Below are 18,910 nucleotides of genomic sequence, written 5' to 3'. Positions count from 1 at the left end.
CTGCTCACCGAGCCGTGAGTTTTCGGTCGTTGCCTTCATCGAGCCGTGACTTTCGCACGTGGCTTTTCGGGCTGATACTCACGGGTCGGCAAGTGATACTCACGGGTCGGCAAGTGATACTCACGGGTCGGCGAGCGACGCGTAGCGCGTTGCGCCGAGGTGCGGGCCGCGGTATCCGCTCACGCAGTTTCGGGTTGCCTGTGGATAACACATATGCACGAGGGCGATTCCCGTCATGATCGCTGCATGCCCAGCACGCCTGAACGCGCAGCCCTGTCGTTTCGTCGATTGCGAACGAACCGAGAGCATCCGGCGTCCAGTCTCGAGCTGGCCAGGGCCTATTCCAAACGGATGCCGTCCACCCACGTCTTCAGTCACGCGACGGCGGCCATGATTCATGGGATCTGGCTACCTCGTCGTCTGGAATCGGATCGTCGGTTGCACATCTCGGTGCCAGCGGGCACGAGGGCACCGCAGATGGTGGGCATCATCGGACATGAGGGTGTGGCGGGCGGTATCACGCGGGTGCATGGCTTTCCCGTGACCAGCCTGTTGCAGACCTGAATCGACCTCGGCCCGATGCTGCCACGCGTTGAACTCGTTGCCGTGGCGGACTTTCTGTGCAGCGGCCGCAACCCATGGCACACGCCCGACGAACTTCGCGCCGTCGCGGCGCGCCTGATCGGGCGACGCGGATGCCGCGCCCTGCGCGAAGCTGCGGGTCTCACGCGGGTGGCGGTCGACTCGCCGCAGGAGACCAAGACACGTCTGTTCCTCGTGGATGCTGGGATGCCAGAACCGGTGGTCAACTTCGAGATCCGTGATTCAACCGGCGTCTTCGTAGCCCGGGTCGACCTGGCCTGGCCGCGTCTTCGAGTCTGCCTCGAGCACGAGGGTGATGGGCACCGCAGCGATCCGCGTCAGTTCCGCGTGGATATCACCCGCCGCGAACGCGTCGAAGACCAGGGCTGGCGCATGGTGCGCATCACCGACGACGACTTGAAAAACGGTGGCCTCGAACTTCTGCGTCGAGTGCGGGCAGCCCTGACCGAACGCGGCGCGCGCTGGTAGCCCGCGCGGCCGCATCCGCTCGCCGAGCCGTGAGTTTCGGTCCCCGTCGTTCGCCGAGCCGTGAGTCTCGAGCCATTTCTAGCGATTTTCGGGCCGAAACTCACGGGTCGGCAGGTGAAACTCACGGCTCGGCGAAGGCGGGGTGCGGGCAGCAGCGGGGTGCCAGCGAAACGGATGCTTTTACGCGCGCTCGAAGATCGCCGCGAGCCCCTGCCCACCGCCGATGCACATGGTTTCGAGCAGGTAGCGACCGTCGGTGCGCTGCAGGTGCCGGCTTGCGGTAGCGAGGATGCGGGCGCCGGTCGCGCCGACCGGATGGCCAAGGGAAATGCCGGAGCCGTTGACGTTGGTGCGGGCCCAATCTTGCGGGGTGAAGTTCCACTCCCGGCTGACGGCGAGTACCTGCGCGGCGAAGGCCTCGTTGAGCTCGATCAGGTCCATCTCAGCGAGGGTGAGGCCAGCACGGTCGAGCGCGAGCTTCGTCGCCGGTACCGGGCCGAGGCCCATGCGGGAGGGCTCGACGCCCGCCCGCGCCCAGGAGACAAGGCGCACAATCGGGGTCAGCCCGAGTTCGGCCGCGCGCTCCGGGGTGGTCACGATGCAGGCGGCGGCCGCGTCGTTCTGGCCGCTGGCGTTGCCGGCGGTGACGGTGGCGGCGGCATCCGCTTTGCCCATGATCGGGGTGAGGCCGGCCAACGCCTCGGGCGTGGTTTCGCGCGGGGTCTCGTCGACCGAGACGACGACGGGACCCTTGCGGCCGGGCACGGTAACCGGCACGATTTCCTCGAGGAAACGGCCGTCGGCGACGGCGGCGAGGGCACGGCGCTGGGACCGGGCGGCGAGCTCGTCTTGTTCGACCCGATCGAGGGAGTAGTCACGGCGCAGGTTCTCAGCGGTTTCGAGCATTCCGCCAGGCACCGGATAGTGGCGGCCGCCAGCAGTTTCGCGGCCACGGCCGAGCGCGTCGCGCAGCAGCACGCCAGCGGTTCCGGCCAGGCCCCAGCGGGAATCGACCGTGTACAGCGGGGCCTGGCTCATGACATCCACGCCGCCGGCGAGAGCCAGGTCGCTGACGCCGGTCTGCACCTGCATGGCCGCATCGAGGATGGCCTGCAGTCCACTGCCGCAGCGGCGGTCGACCTGCACGCCGCCGACGGTGACGGGGAGCCCCGCGTTGAGGGCGGCGACGCGAGCGACCGGCGCTGCCTCGGCCGAGGGGTAGGCCTGTCCGAAGATGACGTCGTCGACGAGGGCGCCGTCGAGCCCTGTGCGTTCGATCAGCGCGGCGATAACCGCCGCGGCAAGGTCGGCCGGCGCGACGGTTTTGAACGCGCCACCGAACCGACCGATCGGCGTGCGGAGCGGTTCGCAGATGACGACCTGGCGCAGCGCGGTCATTCGTTTGCCCCGATCAGCGTCGTGATGGTGGTCGGCGGCGAAGGAACGAGCAGCGTCGCTTCGGTGGCGGCCTGCACTTCGTCGACGGTTATGCCGGGCGCGACCTCGCGCAGCACGAGCCCGTCGGGAGTGACATCGATCACGGCAAGATCGGTGATGATACGGGTGACGACGGCCTTGCCGGTGAGCGGCAGATCGCAGACCTTCTTGATCTTGAAGTCGCCGGCCTTGGTAACGTGTTCCATCACGACGATAACGGTGTCGGCGCCGTGCACGAGGTCCATCGCGCCGCCCATGCCCTTGATCATCTTTCCGGGCACCGCCCAGTTGGCGATGTCGCCGACGACACTGACCTGCATGGCACCGAGCACGGCGACGTCGATCAGTCCGCCGCGGATCATGCCGAAACTCTGTGCCGAATCGAAGTACGCGGCGCCCGGATTGACGGTGACGGTCTCCTTGCCGGCGTTGATCAACTTGGGGTCGGCTTCGCCCTCCCAAGGGTAGGGTCCAACGCCGAGCACCCCGTTCTCGGAGTGCAGCACGACATGCACTCCCTCGGGCAGGAAATTCGGAATGAGCGTCGGCAGACCGATTCCCAAATTGACATACGAGTCGGGCGAGAGCTCCTGCGCGGCGCGGGCCGCCATCTCGTTGCGGGTGAGGGCCATCAGTTCGCTCCAACTTCTGTTGCCGGCCGCGGCCGCGTCGTGGTCTTCTCGATTGGCAGGTCGGCGGCGTCCACCGCGCCGAGCTGCACGATGCGGTTCACATAGATGCCGGCGAGGTGCACCTGATCGGGGTCGATCTGCCCGGGTTCGACCAGCTCGTCGACCTCGGCGATGGTGATTCGGCCGGCCATGCCGGCCACCGGGTTGAAGTTGCGGGCGGATTTTTCAAACACGAGGTTGCCGTGCCGGTCGCCCCTGACGGCGCGCACGAGGGCGTAATCGGTGACGATGGCCTCCTCGAGCACGTATTCTTTCTCGCTGCCGAGCGAGGAGAACCGGCGGGTTTCTTTTGGCGGGGATGACACCGTCACCTCGCCGCCCGGGCCGTAGCGCCAGGGCAGTCCGCCGTCGGCGACCATGGTGCCGACGCCGCTAGCGGTGAAGAACGCCGGAATTCCGGTGCCGCCAGCCCGCAGCCGCTCCGCTAGAGTACCTTGCGGGGTGAGCTCGACCTCGAGTTCCCCGCCGAGGTAGCGGCGCGCGAAGTCCTTGTTCTCGCCGATGTAGGAGGCGATGACGCGGCTGATTCGCCCTTCGCGGAGCAGTTCGCCGAGTCCCCAGCCGTCGACGCCGCAGTTGTTCGACGCAACCTGCAGGTTGGTGCTGCCAAGAGCGAGCAGGGCGCGAATGAGTACGATCGGCACGCCGACCAGTCCGAACCCGCCGACGGCGAGCGAGGCTCCGTCGGGGATATCGGCGACGGCGGCCGCGGCTGAGGGGTAGGTCTTGTCCATGGTGTTTGTCCTCTAGCTCGGCCGAATGGCGGTGTCGTGGAAAGTTTCAGAAGCCGCGTCGAGCCCGGAGAAGACTTCGCGGGCTACGGCGAACGCGGCATTGGCGGCCGGAACGCCCGCGTAGATGGCGGTATGGAGTATGGCTTCGCTGATCTCGGCCCGGCTCAGGCCGTTGGTCAGGGCGGCTCGCACGTGCATGGCGAGTTCGCCCTCGTGCCCGCCGGTGACGAGCGCGGCGATGGTGAGAAAACTGCGAGTGCGCCGGTCAAGGCCCGGTCGCGTCCAGATCTCACCCCAGGCGTAGCGGGTGATGAAATCTTGAAAGACAGCGGTTTCGGGGGTGATCGCGGCGGACGCCGCGTCAACGTGCTTATCGCCGAGGACCGCCCGGCGCACGAGCATGCCGTCGGCATAAGCGGATGCCGCGGTGCGGTCAGCCGAAAGCGCCGCCGGAGCCGCGGTCACGGCGGCCGCCGCCGCACCGGACCTGCCCGTTCCAGCGCCGGCCGAGGCGCCGGCCACCCACTCCCCCAGCAGCGTTCCGACCTCGGCCGGGCGTTCGAGCGACGGCAAGTGCGCGGCACCGGCGATCACTGTCGCAAAAGCTCCGGGGATGCGCGCTGCGAGCTCCTGCAACTGCGTGCTCGGCGTCACGGTATCGAACTCGCCCGAAACGCACAGCACCGGCGTGCGGATACCGCCGACGGCATCCGTTTGGTCGAAACGGGCGAGCGCCTCGCACGCCAACGCGTAGGACTCGTCGTCGACGTCGAGCAGTTGGTTGAGCGCCTGCGCTCCAGCTTTGGGGTCGCGGCCGAGAAAATCGGGGGCGAACCAACGTGCCGCGCTGCCCGCCACGAGCGAGGGAGTGCCGCTCGCCCGCACCCCGGCAGCGCGGTCGGTCCAGCCTTGCGTCGTGCCGATTTTCGCGCCCGAGCAGAACACCGCGATGCTGGCCAGGCGCCCGGGGTGGTTGACCGCGAGAGCGAGACCGATGGCGCCGCCGAGCGAGATTCCGGCGTAATGAAAGACACCGACCTTGATCGAGTCGACCAGACCGACGACGGCGTCGGCGATCTCCTCGATCGTGAATGCTGCAGAAGTCGTCGGGCTGAAACCGTGACCGGGCAGGTTGAAGCAGAGCACCCGGTGGCTGGCGGCCAGCAGAGGCACGACGCTCGCCCAGAGATCGGTAGTGGTACCGAGCGAGGGGCCGAGCACGATGAGCGGTGCGTTGGCGTCACCGTTTCGCGCCGGCTCGACGGTGCAGAGGATGACGGGCTGGCTCATGAGGTCCTCACGTCGCTGGTAGAGAGGGTGGCTTTTTCAACGGTATCGCCTGCCCCCAACACGGCCGACGCATCCGCTCGCTGGCGAAAGCTGCGCACAACGCGGTCGATGCCGGCCGCCGACTGGCCCGGCTGGCCCTCATAGTCGAAGGCCGCCCAAATCTGCGCACGCAGCGCATCGGAACAGCCCTCGGCGATCAGGATGCTCGCAAGCACCACCTGCAGCGGGCGGTTGGTGACGAAGGCTTCCTGCGAGGCACGTTCGACCAGCGCAAACGCGGTGGTCTTGCCGACGGTTTCCGCCAGAATTGTGGTGACCCGCTCGCTGAACACGAGTCCGTCGGTGAGGTCGAGGTTGGCCCGCATACGATCCGGATCGACGTCGAGGCGGGCGGCGAGCGACGCAGCGCCGGTCACAGCCGAAATCGTGAGCCGTTCGAGCACCCGCAGCGCCTGCCATTCGGCATGCCAGGCCCCGCTCGGACGCTGGTCTTCGGCCAGCATGCTGCCGTAGAGAGTGGATGCGAGACCCGGCGTCTGCAACGCCGCCGCCGTGATCAGCACGGCCGACACCGGGTTGCGTTTGTGCGGCATGGCGCTGGATCCGCCCTGGCCGGGAGCGAGACGTTCGCTGACCTCGGCGATTTCGGTACGGGAGAGCACCGAGACGTCGAGCGCGAAGGTGCCGGCGACGCCGGTCGCGGCGGCGAACACCGAGGCCAGCTCGGAGACGACGACACGGTTCGTGTGCCAGCTGAGGCGCGGCACGACCAGTCCCACGTGGTGGGCAAACCGATCGAGCACCAGGTGGAGCACCTCGGTGCTGGGGGCGTCGCTGCGCCGCGCCCGGGCGATCTCGGTGAGTACGGCGAGGTTGCCGACCGCTCCGCCGAGTTGAACCGGAAGGGTATCGCGAAAACCGTCCAGGCGGGAAACAATCAACAGTACGGCGTCGAGCCAGCTGGCTGCGACGAAGCCGAAGCTTGTCGGCGAGGCCTGCTGGCCCAGGGTGCGGCCGCTCATCACGGTGCCGCGGTGTTCGTCGGCGAGGTCGGCGAGGGTGGCGCCGAGGGAATCGAGCTGATAAATCAGCTCGCAGGTGACCCGGTGGGCCACGATCATGGCGGCCGTGTCGAGAATGTCCTGGCTGGTTGCTCCGACGTGAATGTGGTCAGAAGCTCCGACCCTGATCCTCTCGGCCGCGCGGCCCAGGTGCTTCACGAACGGAATCACCGGATTTCCGCCGCCGCGTGCCTCAAGCGCGATCGCGCCGAGGTCGAACTGGCTCGCATCGGCGAGCGCGTCGCAAACCTCGAGCATCCACTCGGGGGCTAGTCCCGCATCGACGAGCGCGCGGGTGAGCGCGAGCTCGGCGTCGACCATTGCCTGCAGCCAGGCCTGATCGCTGGTCAGCTCCGACTCGCGAGTACCCTGGCTCAGAGGGTTGAGCAGCCCGGCATCAAACGTGAAGTTAGACATCGAAATCCAGAAAAACGGTCTCGTTCTCACCCTGCACCCGAATATCGAAGCGATAGGACTCGGCTCCCCCGACGATTCCCTCCGACACGCAGATGAGCGTGTCGCGACGGTCGGTCGGCACGCTGCTGAGCACGGCGTCGCTCTGGTGCAGCGCGGAATCCTCGGCGAAATAGGCGCGGGTGAACAGGTGATGGGTCACTCCGCGCGCAAACACGGTCACCAGAATGTACGGCGCAGCGGCGCCGGCCGCACCGGGCTTGAGCGTTGTGAAGGTGTAGTGGCCGGCGATCGTGGTGGCGCAACGGCCGAACCCGGTGAAAGTGAAACCGTCACGGTCGAGGCTGCCACGGGAACGACTGAGCGCGCCGCTCTCGTCGGCCTGCCAGATCTCGAGCAGGGCGTCGAGAATTGGCTCGCCGGCGCCGTCAGTGACGGTGCCATGAAAGCGGATGGCGCGGGGATGGTACCCGGGAACCAATTCTGGCCCACCGGCATAGGGCAAGGCGTAGCCGTAGAACGGGCCGACGGTCTGCGACGGGGTTTGCAGTGCTCGCTTCTGCGGGGTGGGGGGCTGCACGACGGCAGCTACTTCGGCGAGGTCAGTCATGGGCTTCTTCGCTTTCCATCCAGGTGGATTCTCTCGGGATCAGTCCGGTGCGCACGAGGTCAGTCATGGGCTTCTTCGCTTTCCATCCAGATGGATTCTCTCGGGATCAGTCCGGTGCGCACGAGGTCAGTCATGGGCTTCTTCGCTTTCCATCCAGGTGGATTCTCTCGGGATCAGTCCGGTGCGCACGAGGTCAGTCATGGGCTTCTTCGCTTTCCATCCAGGTGGACTTGGGTCCGGTGAGCACGATGTCCCAGTTATAGCCAAGCGAGAACTCGGGCACGCTGAGGCTGTGGTCGTACATGCCAACCAGCCGGGCGCGGGCATCAGCATCGGCGATCGACTGGTAGATCGGGTCGAGGGCGAACAGCGGGTCACCGGGAAAATACATCTGCGTGATCAGGCGTTGCGTGAACGCCGTGCCGAACAGCGAGAAGTGGATGTGCGCGGGTCGCCACGCATTCATGTGGTTCTTCCACGGATAGGGGCCTGGCTTGATGGTGGTGAAGGAGTACTCGCCGTTCTCGCCGGTGATGGCACGCCCGACTCCGGTGAAGTTGGGATCGAGCGGTGCCGGATGCTGATCGCGTTTGTGCACGTAGCGTCCGCCGGCATTGGCCTGCCACAGTTCGATCAGCTGGTGGCGCACCGGGCGGCCCTCGCCGTCGAGCACGCGGCCACTCACTGTCATCCGCTCGCCGATCGGTTCGCCGGCGTGCTGAATGGTGAGGTCACTTTCGAGCACGTTGACATCCGTATGGCCGAAGGCGGGTGAGACCCGTTCCACCTCCTCCGGGTCGACGCGCACGAGTTCGTGGGTAGGGTGGCGCAGCAGGGAACTGCGGTACGGAGCGTAGTCGCGGCGAGGCTGCAGCTCGGGCGATCCGCCAGCGACGACGCGGGCGGCGGCATCCGCTTCGATCGTTTCAATCTCGGTAGTGATGGAATCCTGAGATTCTTGGCCGGGACCCCGGGTTGGGGCCGAAACGATGTCGTGGGGCACGGATTCTCCTAGCAACGGTGACAGGTGGTAATTCTGAGTGTGGTGGACGAGTCCCACCCCGCGGGCGCTACTTCCGCTCAGTGGAAGTTGAGTCCGGACTGCTCGCTGCCGGCCGGCGGGGACGCCAGGTCGGGACGATGCAGGTCGGTCATGGTGGCGATGATCATGTCGCCGACCAGGCGCCGGTAGTAGGAGTGCCGCTCGGGTTCGAGCAGATCACGGCCGAATAGGGTGCGAAACGTGTACCGATTGGACACTTGGAAAACACAGTAAGCGCTGATCATGACATGCACGTCAAGGGCGTCGATATCGGTGCGAAACTCTCCCGAAGCGACTCCACGGCGCAGCAGGTCCTCCAAGGTATCGATCGCGGTTGAGTTGAGATCGTGGATGACGGTCGACTTGCTGATGTGCTGGGCGCGATGGATGTTTTCGATGTTGACGAGTCGGATGAAATCGGGGTGGCTGGTGTGATGGTCGTAGGTGAACTCAGCCAGCGCGCGCAACCCGTCAATCGGTGACAACCCTGCGACATCGAGTTCGCGTTCGACGGTTCGAATGAGCGCGTAGGCCGTTTCCATGACCTGCAGGTACAGGCCTTCCTTCGATTCGAAGTAGTAGTAAATCATGCGCTTGGTTGTGCGCGTCAGGGCAGCGATACGGTCAACGCGAGCCCCGGCAAATCCACTCGCGGCGAATTCAGCGGTCGCGACTTCGAGGATCTCCCGCTTGGTGCGTTCGGGGTCACGGCGGTGTACGCCGTCCGCCACGATGATCGCGGTCATGGTGCTCCTCAGTGGCCTGGCTAAACCTTACGGCCGCCGCGGCCGCCAATTCCCCCACCATACGCGGGGTGCACCGCTACACAGTGACTCGTGTTTCCTGCGGAGCGCGCGCCTTACGCGTCAGCCCGAGTTGATTCATTGGCGTCCGAAAGGTTTCCTTGGCTGTCGCGACGGCAATCACATTGATGATGCAGATGATCGCGGTGATCACGGCCACAACGAACCAGGCGTTGGAACCATCACCGGCGACGGCGATCGCTATGGTGGGGGCGAAACCGGCGACCGCGAAGCCGATCTGGGTGCCGATAGCCATCCCGGACAGGCGCACGGCGGCCGGAAACATCTCGGCGTAAAACGCCGGCCAGACGGCGGAGGTGGCTGTGTACACGAAGCCAAACATGCCGATCCCCACGACAAAAATAAGGGGGTAATTAGCGATCGCAATGACATACAGGTAAGCAAACATTAGCGCGGCGCAGCCCAGTGAGCCGACGATGAAGACTGGCTTGCGACCTACCCGGTCAGAGAGCATCGCCCAGAGCGGAATCGTGCCAAGCGCGGCAACGTTGGCGAGAACGCCGACCCAGAGCATGGTGGTACGGTCGAGCCCCACGGTGTTCACGGCGAAGCTCAGCGCGTAGACGGTGAAGATAGTGCTGACCGATGCGATCAGGGCGGCCGCGATGACGCGCAGCACGCCGCGCCAGTGATCGCGGAACAGGACCCGCACGGGAACCTCGGCGACGGCACCCACAGCGACCTCCGCCGTGAAGACAGGGGTTTCGTCGAGTGTGCGGCGAATCAAAAAGGCGACGAGGATAACAATGGCGCTGATCCAGAAGGGGATGCGCCAACCCCAGCTGAGCAGCTGGGCTTCGGGAAGCAACGCCACGGGGATGAAGACGGCGGTAGCGAAGATCTGGCCGGCCTGGGTGCCGCTCAGTGTAAAACTCGTGAAGAACGCCCGGCGGTGGTCGGGGGCATGTTCCATCGACATGGAATTGGCACCGGCCTGCTCGCCGCCGGCCGAGAATCCCTGGGCGAGGCGCAGCACAACGAGCAGAATGGGTGCGGCAACACCGATTTGTTCGTAGCTCGGCAGGAAGCCGACAAGTACGGTCGATATGCCCATGAGCAGCACCGTGAACACGAGCACCTTCTTGCGGCCGACGGTGTCGCCGAGGTGCCCGAGCACGAGGGCGCCGATCGGGCGGGCAAGGTAACCGACGCCGAAGGTGGCCAGGGCGAGCAGGGTCCCCGCGAGCGGGTTGCTGTCAGGAAAAAAGATACGGCCGAAGACGAGCGCAGCTGCGGTGCCATAGATGAAGAAGTCGTAGTACTCGAGGGCGCTGCCAATCCACGCGGCCGCGGCCGCGCGGCGCGGGTTGGCTTTTGTCACGACGGCTGCGCTGCTTGGGGTTGATCCAGGGGTCATCATTGATCCTTTACTGCGTTGATTATGACTGCGGTTGGAACGAAAGGGGAGGTTAGTCGGTCGGTCTCCCCCGTTCCTCGGCACGCTGCGAGGCAAGCCGCACGGGAGCATTGGCCGCGCCGTAACCGTCATAATTCTGGGTGCGCTGCACAATCTCAAAGAACAACTGGCCGATCGGCATCGTATAGACGTGGAGAAAATCACCCCGGTCGTCGCGGTCGAAGAGAATCTCGAGCGAGCGCAGAGTCTCGACTAGCGGAGCACCGAGGTCGAGCCGGGCATCGAGGTCATCGTAATAGTTCTGCGGAATCGGCAGCAGACGGGCGCCCCTGGCCCGCAGCTCGGACACCGTCGCTACGAGATCGTCGGTGTGCAGGGCGATGTGGTTGAGATAGACCTCGGTCGCCTTTGGCTGCAGCGGTGTCACATTGAGGGCGAGACGCACGCCGCGGTCGGCGCTGACGAGACTGCGGCTGCGCACGAGTCCGGCTTCGCTTGCAAGGTCGAGGCCGTCGGACGCTGCGAGGCCGAGAACGCTCTGATAAAAGAGCACGGCCTCGTCGGCGCGCTGCCACGGCTGCACGAGCGCCACGTGGTCGACGTGGGTGATTCCGGTGGGAGGCAGGGTCGGCACCGTGGTCGGGACGTTCCCGCCCGTGCCGAATTCCGCGAGCCAGCTCGCGGTCTCGCCGTCGCGTTCGCTGAAGTACACCTCAGTGCCGTCGGGCGCCAGAATGCCGTCGAGAATGTCCTCGTCGATAGCGCGGTCGCGGGGCAGCAGATGGGAGCGCAGGGCGATGGCTCTGGCGGAGGCGCGCTGCACGTTGGAGACCTCAAACCCAAGGGCGGCGAGGCGGGGTCGCGTTCCCGTGAGGTCGTCATTGACTATGACGTGCACATCGGCCTGAGACCAGAGGTGGGCGTTCTTGCGCTGGTGCTTGCCATGGTGGGTGAAACCGAGCTGCGCCAGGACACTGACAACTCCCGTTCCGACCCCCGGTTGCACCTCGATGAAACTGAAACCGCGGGTGGCGTCGACGCGGGGCAGACCAGCCAGAATGTCGGGAGCGCGCAACCCATCGAGCGCGGAAGACTGCAGAGCAGCGAGCGGGAGTCGGGCCGCACGGGCGGCGTCTTCGAGCAGAACGAGTGAGCGGCGGGCGTCTCGAGCGGTGACCGCCGGGTCGCCCTGCCGAAACACGTCGTTGAAGACCTCCAGTGAAAGTGGTCCCCGGTAGCCGGTGTGCACGAGTCGGGCCACGAAGTCGGCGAGGTCCCAGCTGCCCTCGCCCGGGAACAAACGGTAGTGCCGGCTCCAGCTCAGCACGTCGAGATTCATGAGCGGGGCATCCGCCAACTGGCAGAAGAAGATCTTCTCGCCCGGGATGGTCGCGATCGCGTCGAGATCGCTCCCGCGCGACAGTATGTGGAAGCTGTCGAGGCAGACGCCAAGCGCATCGTGGTCGACCTGCTCGACCAGGCGCCAGGCATGGTCATAGGTGGAGACGAATTTTCCCCACGCGAGCGCTTCATAGGCGATACGCACACCGTTTTGCGATGCGAGGGCAGCCAGGCTGCCGAGCTGGTCGACGGCGGCGGAATCGTCGGAACAGGTGGCTGTGCCCACGTTGGAGCAGAGCAGCATGGTGTCAATGCCGAGACGGTTCATGAGCTCGAATTTGCGCTCAGCACGGCGGAGGTTGCGGCCGAGCAGCCCTGGTGCAACCCCTTCGAAGTCACGAAATGGTTGGTAGAGGTCGATCGAGAGGCCCAGGTCGGCGGAACGGGTCACGACCTCTTCGGGAGACATCCGGCTCGTGACGAGGTCGAGTTCGAACAACTCGTACCCGTCGAATCCGGCGTCGGCGATGGCGGTGAGCTTGTCACCGAGTGACCCGCTGATGCACACGGTCGCTATGGACGAGCGCATCAGGCCCGCCCCCGTGCGGCCACGACCGGCGCGCCGTCGTTACCGAGCATCTCTAGAAAGTGTGCGCGCATCCGAGTCGGGTCTGGTTCGGCACCGGTGATCAAGCGGATGCTGTCGGCGGCCTGGCCCACGGCCATCCGTCCCCCGTCAAGAACGTCGTGACCGATCGAGCGCGCGGTTCGCAGCAGCTCGGTATCGATCGGCCGGTAGACGATGTCGGCGACCCAGGCGGGTGCGGCAAGTGCGGTCACGTCGAAGGGAAGGCCCGGGTGTTCCTTCATGCCGGTTGGAGTCGCGTGCACGACACCGTCGGCGGTGGCGAGGTCGAGGGATAGGTCATCGAGGGTGCTCATGCAGACCTCCTGGTCGGGAAACAGCGGTGCGTAGGCGTTAACCAGGGCCCGGGCGCGGTCGGGCTGCACGTCGACGATCGTGAGCCGCTGCACGCCGAGGGCCAGGAGTGCATAGGCGGTGGCGGAGCCGGCGCCACCGGAACCGAACTGCACGATGCGGTCGCGCCGTGCATCCGGGAGACCGGCGAGCACGGCGGAGCGAAATCCGGTCCAGTCGGTGTTGTGACCGACAAACCGACCATCCTGGATGAGCACCAGATTCACGGCACCAATGTGCGCGGCGGCGGGGGTGAGCTCATCGAGGAAGGGGAAAACGAGTTGTTTGCACGGGTGTGTCACGTTCAGAGCCGCGAAGCCCAGGTCCCGGGCTTCCGAGAGCATCACGCCGACATCTTCCGGTGCCCGGCCCGATTCGAGCAGGTCGAGAATGCGGTAGTCGTAATCGAAGCCGAGGCGACCCCCCTCCCGCTCGTGCATTGGCGGAGTCAACGATGCGGTGATGCCCTCGCCGATCAGCCCGACCAGGTAGCTCGCCGTCTCGGTCACTCGACGCCCCCCGCATCGGGCGCCAAAGCAGCCGATATCCCCACCCGGGTCACGAGCCACTCAAGGGCGAAGACATAGCCCATGACGCCGGCCCCGACGATCACAGTTTCCGCGACGTCGGAGAGAAAGGAGTGGTGGCGGAACGGTTCGCGGGCGTGCACGTTAGTGAGATGAACCTCGACTGTCGGTAGGCCCACGGCCAAGATCGCGTCACGGATAGCGACCGAGGTATGGGTGAAACCCCCGGCATTGATGATGATTCCCACTGCCTGGTGGCGCACGGCGTGGATGGCGTCGATCAACTCACCCTCGTGGTTGCTCTGTACGAATGTGCTGTCCACGCCGAGTTGCTCGGCCGCGGCGGCAACGCGCTGTTCGAGTTCGTCAAGGGTAGCGGTGCCGTATGTGGCGGGCTCTCGGGAGCCGAGCAGGTTCAGGTTCGGGCCGTTCACCACGAGCACGAGAGGGCGTTCGGGTCGGTCGAAAATCATCATTGATTCAAATCCTTGATTGAAGATGCACTTTCAGTACGTACTAGTTAGTACATTGTGAAACCCGTGACGAGTCGTTGTCAAGGCATGGGCAGGATTTAGTCGTGATCCGACCAGGATCAAATCAGGTCGATGGCGCCCAGCGACGCTCGTCTAGAGCAGGAGGCCGGTGTACTGCTCGGCGAGCATGCGCGCAGCGAGTGGCGAATGAGTGACGTAGTCGAGCTGGCCGAGCTGGCTGCGGTAGTCGAAGGCGCCGGTCTGCAGGTCGCCCGGGCTGGTGTGCAACATCTCGGTCATCCAGCGGGAGAACTGCTGCACCCGCCACTGCCGGGCCAGCGCCGTCTCGCTGTAACTGCTGAGCAGGGTTTCGTCCTTCGCGTAGAAAGCGGTGAAGGCTGCGGCCAGCTGGGTGACATCGGAGATGGCCGAATTGAGGCCCTTCGCGCCGGTCGGCGGCACGATGTGGCCGGCGTCTCCGACCAGAAACAGGCTGCCGTAGGCGAGGCGGGAAGCGACGAAGCTGCGCATCGGGGTGATCGATTTGTCGGTGATCTGGCCTTCCTGCAGGGCCCAGCCGGGAGTGCCGAGCCGGGTGTGCAGCGCCTCCCAGATGCGGTCGTCCGACCAGTTCACAATATCGTCGGCCGGGTCGACCTGCAGGTACAGCCGGGAGACAACCGGCGAGCGCATCGAGAGCATCGCGAAGCCGTCCTCGTGCAGGGCGTAGATCAGCTCGTCGGATGACGGTGCGACGTCGGCGAGAATGCCGAGCCAGGCGTAGGGGTAGCTGCGGTCGAACAGGGTGATCTCTTCGGCGGGGATCGACGCACGGCAGATGCCATGGAAGCCGTCGGCGCCCACGACGAAGTCGGCGTTGATAGTGTGCTGCTCGCCGTCGTGCACGAACGTTACACTCGGGTTCTTGGAGGTCAGGCCATCGACGGCCACGTCGGAGGCTTCGTAGTAGATCGTCGACCCGGCGGCGGCGTGTGCACTGACGAGGTCTTTGACAACCTCCTGCTGGCCGTAGACGGTGACCGTGCGGCCGATCAGCTCGTTGAAGTTCACGTTGTGACGCTCCCCCGCATACTGCAGGAAGATTCCGTCGTGCTGCAGCCCCTCGGATGCGAGACGGTCACCCAGTCCTAGGCGGGTGAGGGTTTCGACCGATCCCTGTTCCAGGACGCCGGCTCGAATGCGGCCCACCACGTATTCCTGCGAGCGGTTTTCGATGACGATCGAATCGATGCCGACGCCCTGCAGCGCCCAGCTCAAAAGAAGGCCGGCTGGACCGGCGCCGATGATGGCGACGCGGGTGATTTCGTGGGGCACGGGTTCTCCTAGCAACGATGACAGGGTGATCCGACCAGTGTGCTGCGCTGCGCGCGGGTACGGTGCAGTGTTTCCACTCAGTGAAAGTGTCGACACTCCTTCACTGCTGAGCACGCCGGTATCCCAGCGCCCGACTGACCCCCTGCGCAGCCAGGCGCACGGCTTGCTCCTGCTCCGGGTCAACCGTGTCGGTGGTGCGGGTCACGATGGATACGGCCGCTACGACTTGGCCGGTACGGTCGCGAATGGGGGCGGCCAGAGAACTCGAGCCGGCGGTCATCTCCTCGGACATGCGGGCGATGCCCACCAAGCGAATCTCGGCGAGCCGCTTTCGCACTGCCTCTGGTTCGGTGACCGTGCGCGGCAGAAAGCGCTGCAGGCTCGTGGCGAGATATTCCTGCACCACATCGGTCGGTGCATAGGCCAACAGCACCAGCCCGACCCCGGTCGAGTGCAGCGGCAGGCGCGCACCGACCCGCGAAATCAGGCGCACTACATGATGGCCCGAGAGCTTCTCCAGATACAGCGCGTCGCGCCCGTCGAGAATGGCGAGGTGCACGTGTTCGCGCGTCGTCTCATAGAGGTCTTCGAGGTATGGCAGCGCGATGGTGCGCAGGTTGCGGGCGGTCGGGGTCTGCACGCCGAGTTCCCACAATTTCATGCCAAGCGAATACTGACCGTTCTCGTGCTTGCTCAGGCCGCCCCAGCTGACCCACTCGGCGACGAGCCGGTGCGTGGTCGACAGTGGCAGGCCAGCGCGTTGAGCGATGGCTGTCAGGGTCAGGGTGAGCGAGGTCGCTCCGGCAGGAGCCGCGAATGCGTCGAGAATGGCGAAGAGCCGGGCCGCGACGGATCGATCGTCGACGGCCACGGCGTCGCCGTTCGTTACTTTCTGTGCTGGTTTACCGCTCATTATCCGCCACGCTACCGGGATCAGCCGAGAACTTCCACTGGATGGAAGCGCCTGTTTCGATGGTGAAATCCATGGCTAGTCTCCAATCAGAGGCGATGAGTCCTTCTGACGCAGGCTGATAGCGCCCGAACACCCACAGCAGCACGATCTGCACCACCACACAATGGAGTGACCATGAAGAAAATGCTCGTGATCGGACTTGCCGCGGCATCCGTTCTCGCCCTCAGCGCCTGCTCGGCCGGCGCAGACACCTCTGCCCCCGCCGGGAGTGACGCCCTCACTCCCGTCACGGTGGGTGTCATCCCGATCGCCGATACCGCGCCCCTCTACCTGGGCCTGGACCAGGGCTTCTTCGAAGACGAAGGCCTCGACCTCACCATCGAGACCGCGACCGGCGGTGCCGCGATCGTGCCGGCCGTCGTCAGCGGCGACTACCAGTTCGGCTTCAGCAACCTGGTCTCGCTCATGGTCGCCAACGACAAGGGCCTGCCGCTCAAGGTCGTCAACTCGGCCGTCGCGTCGACCGGCGATGTCGATAGCGACTTCGGCGCTGTCATCGTCAAGGGCGACTCCCCCGTCGAAACGCTCGCCGACCTCGACGGCAAGACCGTCTCGGGCAACAGCCTGAACAACATTGTCGACACGGTCATGCGAGCCTCGATCGACCGCCTCGGCGGCGACTCCTCGTCGATCTCCTTCGTCGAAATTCCGTTCCCCGATGCCAGCGCAGCCGTAGAAAACGGTCAGGTCGACGCAGCCTTCGTCGTCGAACCGTTCGTCACCGCCGCCATCGAAAGCGGCCAGCGCGTCATCTCCTACGGCTACGCCGACTTCGACCTGAACCTCGACGTGGCCGCGTACTTCTCCTCTGCCGCGACGGTTGAGGGCGACACGGAACTCGTCCCCAAGTTTCAGGCCGCGATGAAGAAGTCGCTCGAATATGCAGAGGCCAACCCTGACGCCGTGCGCGCGATCATCGCGACCTACACCAAGACCCCGCCCGAGGTGCTCGCGAAAATCGTGCTCCCGAAGTTCCCGACCGAATTCAACGTGGACGCCGTCACCGCCCTCGGCGAAGCGGCCCTCAAGTACGGCGTGGTCGAGACCGCACCCGACGTGTCCACATTCCTGCCGTAACCGAAGCATCCGTTTGAATCGCACCGACCACGAGGAAGTGGCTTGCCAGAATGAGAAAACAACGTAGCGCTGCTGCCGGGCCGAAAGCGAAAGCTTTGGGCCTGGGCATCGGCGGAATTATCCTGTTCTTCCTGATCTGGGAAGCCGCTCCCCGCCTCGGCCTGGTCAGCGATCGCTACCTGCCGCCGGCCAGTGAGGTGCTCGCGCGCCTCGGGCAGTACCTCACCGAGGCCGCGTTCTGGAACGACGTCGCCGACACCATGATGAGCTGGGCTCTTGGCCTTGCCATCGCCACGGTCGCCGCGATTGTCGTTGGCCTCATCATCGGCTCCAGCCGGTTTCTCCGCCGCGCCACCCACACCACGATCGAGTTCCTGCGCCCGATCCCCTCAGTCGCCCTCATCCCGCTCGCCGTGCTGATCTTCGGCACCAGCATCGAGTCGACCCTGCTGCTCGTGGTCTATGCCTCCTTTTGGCAAGTGCTGCTGCAGTTGCTCTACGGCATTGCCGATGTGGATGCCGTCGCCAATGACACCGCCAAGAGTTACGGCCTCGGACGGCTCGCTCGGGTGCGCTACGTGATCTGGCCCACCGCCCTGCCCTACCTGATGACCGGGCTGCGCCTGGCCGCGGCCGTCGCCCTGATTCTGGCGATCACCGCCGAACTCATCATCGGCACCCCCGGCCTCGGCAAGCAGATCGCTCTCACCCAGGCGGGCGGCGCAATCTCGTCGATGTATGCCCTCGTGCTCGCGACCGGCATGATCGGCGTGCTCATCAACCTCGCCGCTCGCATCATTGAAAAACGTGTGCTGTCCTGGCATCCTTCCGTGAGAGGAGAGGTCGTCCTGTGAGTCCCCTCAAACGCATCGCCTACTTCGTCAGCCTGCCCATTCTGCTCATCATTGTCTGGTGGGCGCTCTCCTTCGGTTCTACGAACTTCTTCGTACCCAAGCCGATCGAACTTGCCCAGACCCTGTGGTCCACCTGGATCGGCGACCGTTTCTTCGATGACGTTCTGCCGAGCCTCGGCCGTCTCACGGTCGGCCTGTTCTTCGCCATCGCCCTCGGCATCGTGCTCGGCCTGCTCATCGGCTCCACCCGCTGGCTGCGCAACCTGCTCGAACCGCTGCTCGAATTCTTTCGCGCCATCCCGCCGCCCGTGCTCGTGCCGCTGCTCATGCTGCTCATCGGCATCAACGACGGTATGAAGGTCGCCGTCATCATCTCCGGCGCCATCTGGCCGGTGCTACTCAACACCGTCGAGGGCGTACGCGCCGTCGACTCGGTACTGAACGACAGCTGCCGCAGCTACGGCATTGCCGGTTTCGCACGCATCCGCTATTTCGTGCTCCCCGCGGTATCCCCGCAGATCATGGCCGGCGTGCGCCAGTCGCTGTCGATCGGCCTGATTCTGATGGTGATCAGCGAGATGTTTGCCTCCTCCTCTGGCCTGGGCTTCACCATCGTGCAGTTTCAACGCAACTTCGCCATCCCCGAAATGTGGAGCGGCATCGTCGTGCTCGGCCTGATCGGCCTCGGCCTGGCCCTCATCTTTCAATTCGTCGAACGACGGGTACTGCATTGGTACCACGGTCTGAAGGAGATCACTCATGACAGTTAGCGAGACCACCATGAACCAGCCCGTACAGCCCGTCCAGCCAATCCAGGCC

General features: G+C 65.2%; 20 protein-coding genes. 5 read left to right on the top strand and 15 right to left on the bottom strand.

Annotation, left to right across the window (positions count from 1 at the left end; genetic code table 11):
* The first annotated feature begins 246 nt into the window (after positions 1–246).
* Both E3T51_RS13960 and E3T51_RS13955 read left to right on the top strand, forming a co-directional pair.
* Positions 247–564 (top strand): hypothetical protein, encoded by a 318-nt coding sequence (locus E3T51_RS13960; protein WP_134530339.1) that lies wholly within the window; start codon positions 247–249, stop codon positions 562–564.
* A gap of 15 nt (positions 565–579) precedes the next feature.
* Positions 580–1,071 carry a hypothetical protein gene (locus E3T51_RS13955; RefSeq protein WP_134530338.1) on the top strand — a complete coding sequence of 164 codons (492 nt, stop codon included), beginning with the start codon at positions 580–582 and terminating at the stop codon, positions 1,069–1,071.
* 180 nt (positions 1,072–1,251) lie between these two features.
* Here the strand turns inward: E3T51_RS13955 and E3T51_RS13950 are convergent, their stop codons facing one another.
* The 15 genes from E3T51_RS13950 to E3T51_RS16820 form a co-directional block, all read right to left on the bottom strand.
* Positions 1,252–2,469 (bottom strand): acetyl-CoA C-acetyltransferase, encoded by a 1,218-nt coding sequence (locus E3T51_RS13950; RefSeq protein WP_174844599.1) that lies wholly within the window; start codon positions 2,467–2,469, stop codon positions 1,252–1,254.
* Positions 2,466–3,140, bottom strand: a complete 675-nt coding sequence (locus E3T51_RS13945) for a 3-oxoacid CoA-transferase subunit B (RefSeq protein WP_134530337.1) — start codon at positions 3,138–3,140, stop codon at positions 2,466–2,468. Before E3T51_RS13945 ends, E3T51_RS13950 begins: the two co-directional genes overlap by 4 nt.
* Entirely contained in the window at positions 3,140–3,934 is a 795-nt protein-coding gene (locus E3T51_RS13940; protein ID WP_104192097.1) for a CoA transferase subunit A, read from the bottom strand. Before E3T51_RS13940 ends, E3T51_RS13945 begins: the two co-directional genes overlap by 1 nt.
* 12 nt (positions 3,935–3,946) lie before the next feature.
* The gene (gene pcaDC / locus E3T51_RS17430) at positions 3,947–5,224 is read right to left on the bottom strand and encodes a bifunctional 3-oxoadipate enol-lactonase/4-carboxymuconolactone decarboxylase PcaDC (protein ID WP_134530336.1); all 1,278 of its coding nucleotides are present in this window, start codon (positions 5,222–5,224) and stop codon (positions 3,947–3,949) included.
* Positions 5,221–6,702: a lyase family protein gene (locus E3T51_RS13930; RefSeq protein ID WP_134530335.1), complete on the bottom strand. Its 1,482-nt coding sequence runs from the start codon at positions 6,700–6,702 to the stop codon at positions 5,221–5,223. The genes pcaDC and E3T51_RS13930 overlap by 4 nt, the downstream gene beginning before the upstream one ends.
* Positions 6,695–7,309 carry a protocatechuate 3,4-dioxygenase subunit alpha gene (gene pcaG, locus E3T51_RS13925; RefSeq protein WP_134530334.1) on the bottom strand — a complete coding sequence of 205 codons (615 nt, stop codon included), beginning with the start codon at positions 7,307–7,309 and terminating at the stop codon, positions 6,695–6,697. Before pcaG ends, E3T51_RS13930 begins: the two co-directional genes overlap by 8 nt.
* 193 nt (positions 7,310–7,502) lie before the next feature.
* Positions 7,503–8,312 (bottom strand): protocatechuate 3,4-dioxygenase subunit beta, encoded by an 810-nt coding sequence (gene pcaH / locus E3T51_RS13920; protein ID WP_241989333.1) that lies wholly within the window; start codon positions 8,310–8,312, stop codon positions 7,503–7,505.
* A 77-nt stretch (positions 8,313–8,389) separates the two neighbouring features.
* A complete protein-coding gene (locus tag E3T51_RS13915; protein ID WP_134530333.1) occupies positions 8,390–9,097 on the bottom strand; it encodes a TetR/AcrR family transcriptional regulator in 708 nt (235 codons plus the stop codon).
* A gap of 76 nt (positions 9,098–9,173) precedes the next feature.
* Positions 9,174–10,532 carry an MFS transporter gene (locus E3T51_RS13910; RefSeq protein WP_174844602.1) on the bottom strand — a complete coding sequence of 453 codons (1,359 nt, stop codon included), beginning with the start codon at positions 10,530–10,532 and terminating at the stop codon, positions 9,174–9,176.
* 52 nt (positions 10,533–10,584) lie between these two features.
* Positions 10,585–12,462 (bottom strand): bifunctional sugar phosphate isomerase/epimerase/4-hydroxyphenylpyruvate dioxygenase family protein, encoded by a 1,878-nt coding sequence (locus tag E3T51_RS13905; RefSeq protein WP_134530331.1) that lies wholly within the window; start codon positions 12,460–12,462, stop codon positions 10,585–10,587.
* The gene (locus tag E3T51_RS13900) at positions 12,462–13,361 is read right to left on the bottom strand and encodes a shikimate dehydrogenase (protein ID WP_134530330.1); all 900 of its coding nucleotides are present in this window, start codon (positions 13,359–13,361) and stop codon (positions 12,462–12,464) included. Before E3T51_RS13900 ends, E3T51_RS13905 begins: the two co-directional genes overlap by 1 nt.
* Entirely contained in the window at positions 13,358–13,855 is a 498-nt protein-coding gene (gene aroQ / locus E3T51_RS13895) for a type II 3-dehydroquinate dehydratase (protein ID WP_134530329.1), read from the bottom strand. The genes E3T51_RS13900 and aroQ overlap by 4 nt, the downstream gene beginning before the upstream one ends.
* 150 nt (positions 13,856–14,005) lie before the next feature.
* Entirely contained in the window at positions 14,006–15,187 is a 1,182-nt protein-coding gene (locus E3T51_RS13890) for a 4-hydroxybenzoate 3-monooxygenase (RefSeq protein ID WP_134530328.1), read from the bottom strand.
* A 100-nt stretch (positions 15,188–15,287) separates the two neighbouring features.
* Positions 15,288–16,100: an IclR family transcriptional regulator gene (locus tag E3T51_RS13885; protein ID WP_134530327.1), complete on the bottom strand. Its 813-nt coding sequence runs from the start codon at positions 16,098–16,100 to the stop codon at positions 15,288–15,290.
* Entirely contained in the window at positions 16,090–16,254 is a 165-nt protein-coding gene (locus E3T51_RS16820) for a hypothetical protein (RefSeq protein ID WP_166806487.1), read from the bottom strand. Before E3T51_RS16820 ends, E3T51_RS13885 begins: the two co-directional genes overlap by 11 nt.
* A 20-nt stretch (positions 16,255–16,274) precedes the next feature.
* Here E3T51_RS16820 and E3T51_RS13880 point away from each other — a divergent pair, with 20 nt between their 5' ends.
* Genes E3T51_RS13880 through E3T51_RS13870 form a run of 3 tightly spaced genes read left to right on the top strand, consistent with a single transcriptional unit; the run spans position 16,275 to position 18,861 of the window.
* Positions 16,275–17,237: an ABC transporter substrate-binding protein gene (locus E3T51_RS13880; RefSeq protein ID WP_134530326.1), complete on the top strand. Its 963-nt coding sequence runs from the start codon at positions 16,275–16,277 to the stop codon at positions 17,235–17,237.
* A 50-nt stretch (positions 17,238–17,287) separates the two neighbouring features.
* On the top strand, positions 17,288–18,091 hold the full coding sequence (locus tag E3T51_RS13875) for an ABC transporter permease (protein WP_134530325.1): 804 nt from the start codon (positions 17,288–17,290) through the stop codon (positions 18,089–18,091).
* Positions 18,088–18,861: an ABC transporter permease gene (locus E3T51_RS13870; protein WP_134530324.1), complete on the top strand. Its 774-nt coding sequence runs from the start codon at positions 18,088–18,090 to the stop codon at positions 18,859–18,861. Before E3T51_RS13875 ends, E3T51_RS13870 begins: the two co-directional genes overlap by 4 nt.
* Positions 18,862–18,910 lie beyond the last annotated feature (49 nt).

The organism is Cryobacterium serini, assembly GCF_004404025.1.
Lineage (GTDB): Bacteria > Actinomycetota > Actinomycetes > Actinomycetales > Microbacteriaceae > Cryobacterium > Cryobacterium serini.
Note: the sequence above shows the minus strand (reverse complement) of the source record. Positions and strands in the feature narration are given on the sequence as shown.

Excerpts from the sequence above, each read along its gene's own strand:
- E3T51_RS13960 (WP_134530339.1), top strand. The coding sequence starts at position 247 with ATGCCCAGCACGCCTGAACGCGCAGCCCTGTCGTTTCGTCGATTGCGA.
- E3T51_RS13955 (WP_134530338.1), top strand. The coding sequence starts at position 580 with ATGCTGCCACGCGTTGAACTCGTTGCCGTGGCGGACTTTCTGTGCAGC.
- E3T51_RS13950 (WP_174844599.1), bottom strand. The coding sequence starts at position 2,469 with ATGACCGCGCTGCGCCAGGTCGTCATCTGCGAACCGCTCCGCACGCCG.
- E3T51_RS13945 (WP_134530337.1), bottom strand. The coding sequence starts at position 3,140 with ATGGCCCTCACCCGCAACGAGATGGCGGCCCGCGCCGCGCAGGAGCTC.
- E3T51_RS13940 (WP_104192097.1), bottom strand. The coding sequence starts at position 3,934 with ATGGACAAGACCTACCCCTCAGCCGCGGCCGCCGTCGCCGATATCCCC.
- pcaDC (WP_134530336.1), bottom strand. The coding sequence starts at position 5,224 with ATGAGCCAGCCCGTCATCCTCTGCACCGTCGAGCCGGCGCGAAACGGT.
- E3T51_RS13930 (WP_134530335.1), bottom strand. The coding sequence starts at position 6,702 with ATGTCTAACTTCACGTTTGATGCCGGGCTGCTCAACCCTCTGAGCCAG.
- pcaG (WP_134530334.1), bottom strand. The coding sequence starts at position 7,309 with ATGACTGACCTCGCCGAAGTAGCTGCCGTCGTGCAGCCCCCCACCCCG.
- E3T51_RS13915 (WP_134530333.1), bottom strand. The coding sequence starts at position 9,097 with ATGACCGCGATCATCGTGGCGGACGGCGTACACCGCCGTGACCCCGAA.
- E3T51_RS13910 (WP_174844602.1), bottom strand. The coding sequence starts at position 10,532 with ATGACCCCTGGATCAACCCCAAGCAGCGCAGCCGTCGTGACAAAAGCC.
- E3T51_RS13905 (WP_134530331.1), bottom strand. The coding sequence starts at position 12,462 with ATGCGCTCGTCCATAGCGACCGTGTGCATCAGCGGGTCACTCGGTGAC.
- aroQ (WP_134530329.1), bottom strand. The coding sequence starts at position 13,855 with ATGATGATTTTCGACCGACCCGAACGCCCTCTCGTGCTCGTGGTGAAC.
- E3T51_RS13885 (WP_134530327.1), bottom strand. The coding sequence starts at position 16,100 with ATGAGCGGTAAACCAGCACAGAAAGTAACGAACGGCGACGCCGTGGCC.
- E3T51_RS13880 (WP_134530326.1), top strand. The coding sequence starts at position 16,275 with ATGAAGAAAATGCTCGTGATCGGACTTGCCGCGGCATCCGTTCTCGCC.
- E3T51_RS13875 (WP_134530325.1), top strand. The coding sequence starts at position 17,288 with ATGAGAAAACAACGTAGCGCTGCTGCCGGGCCGAAAGCGAAAGCTTTG.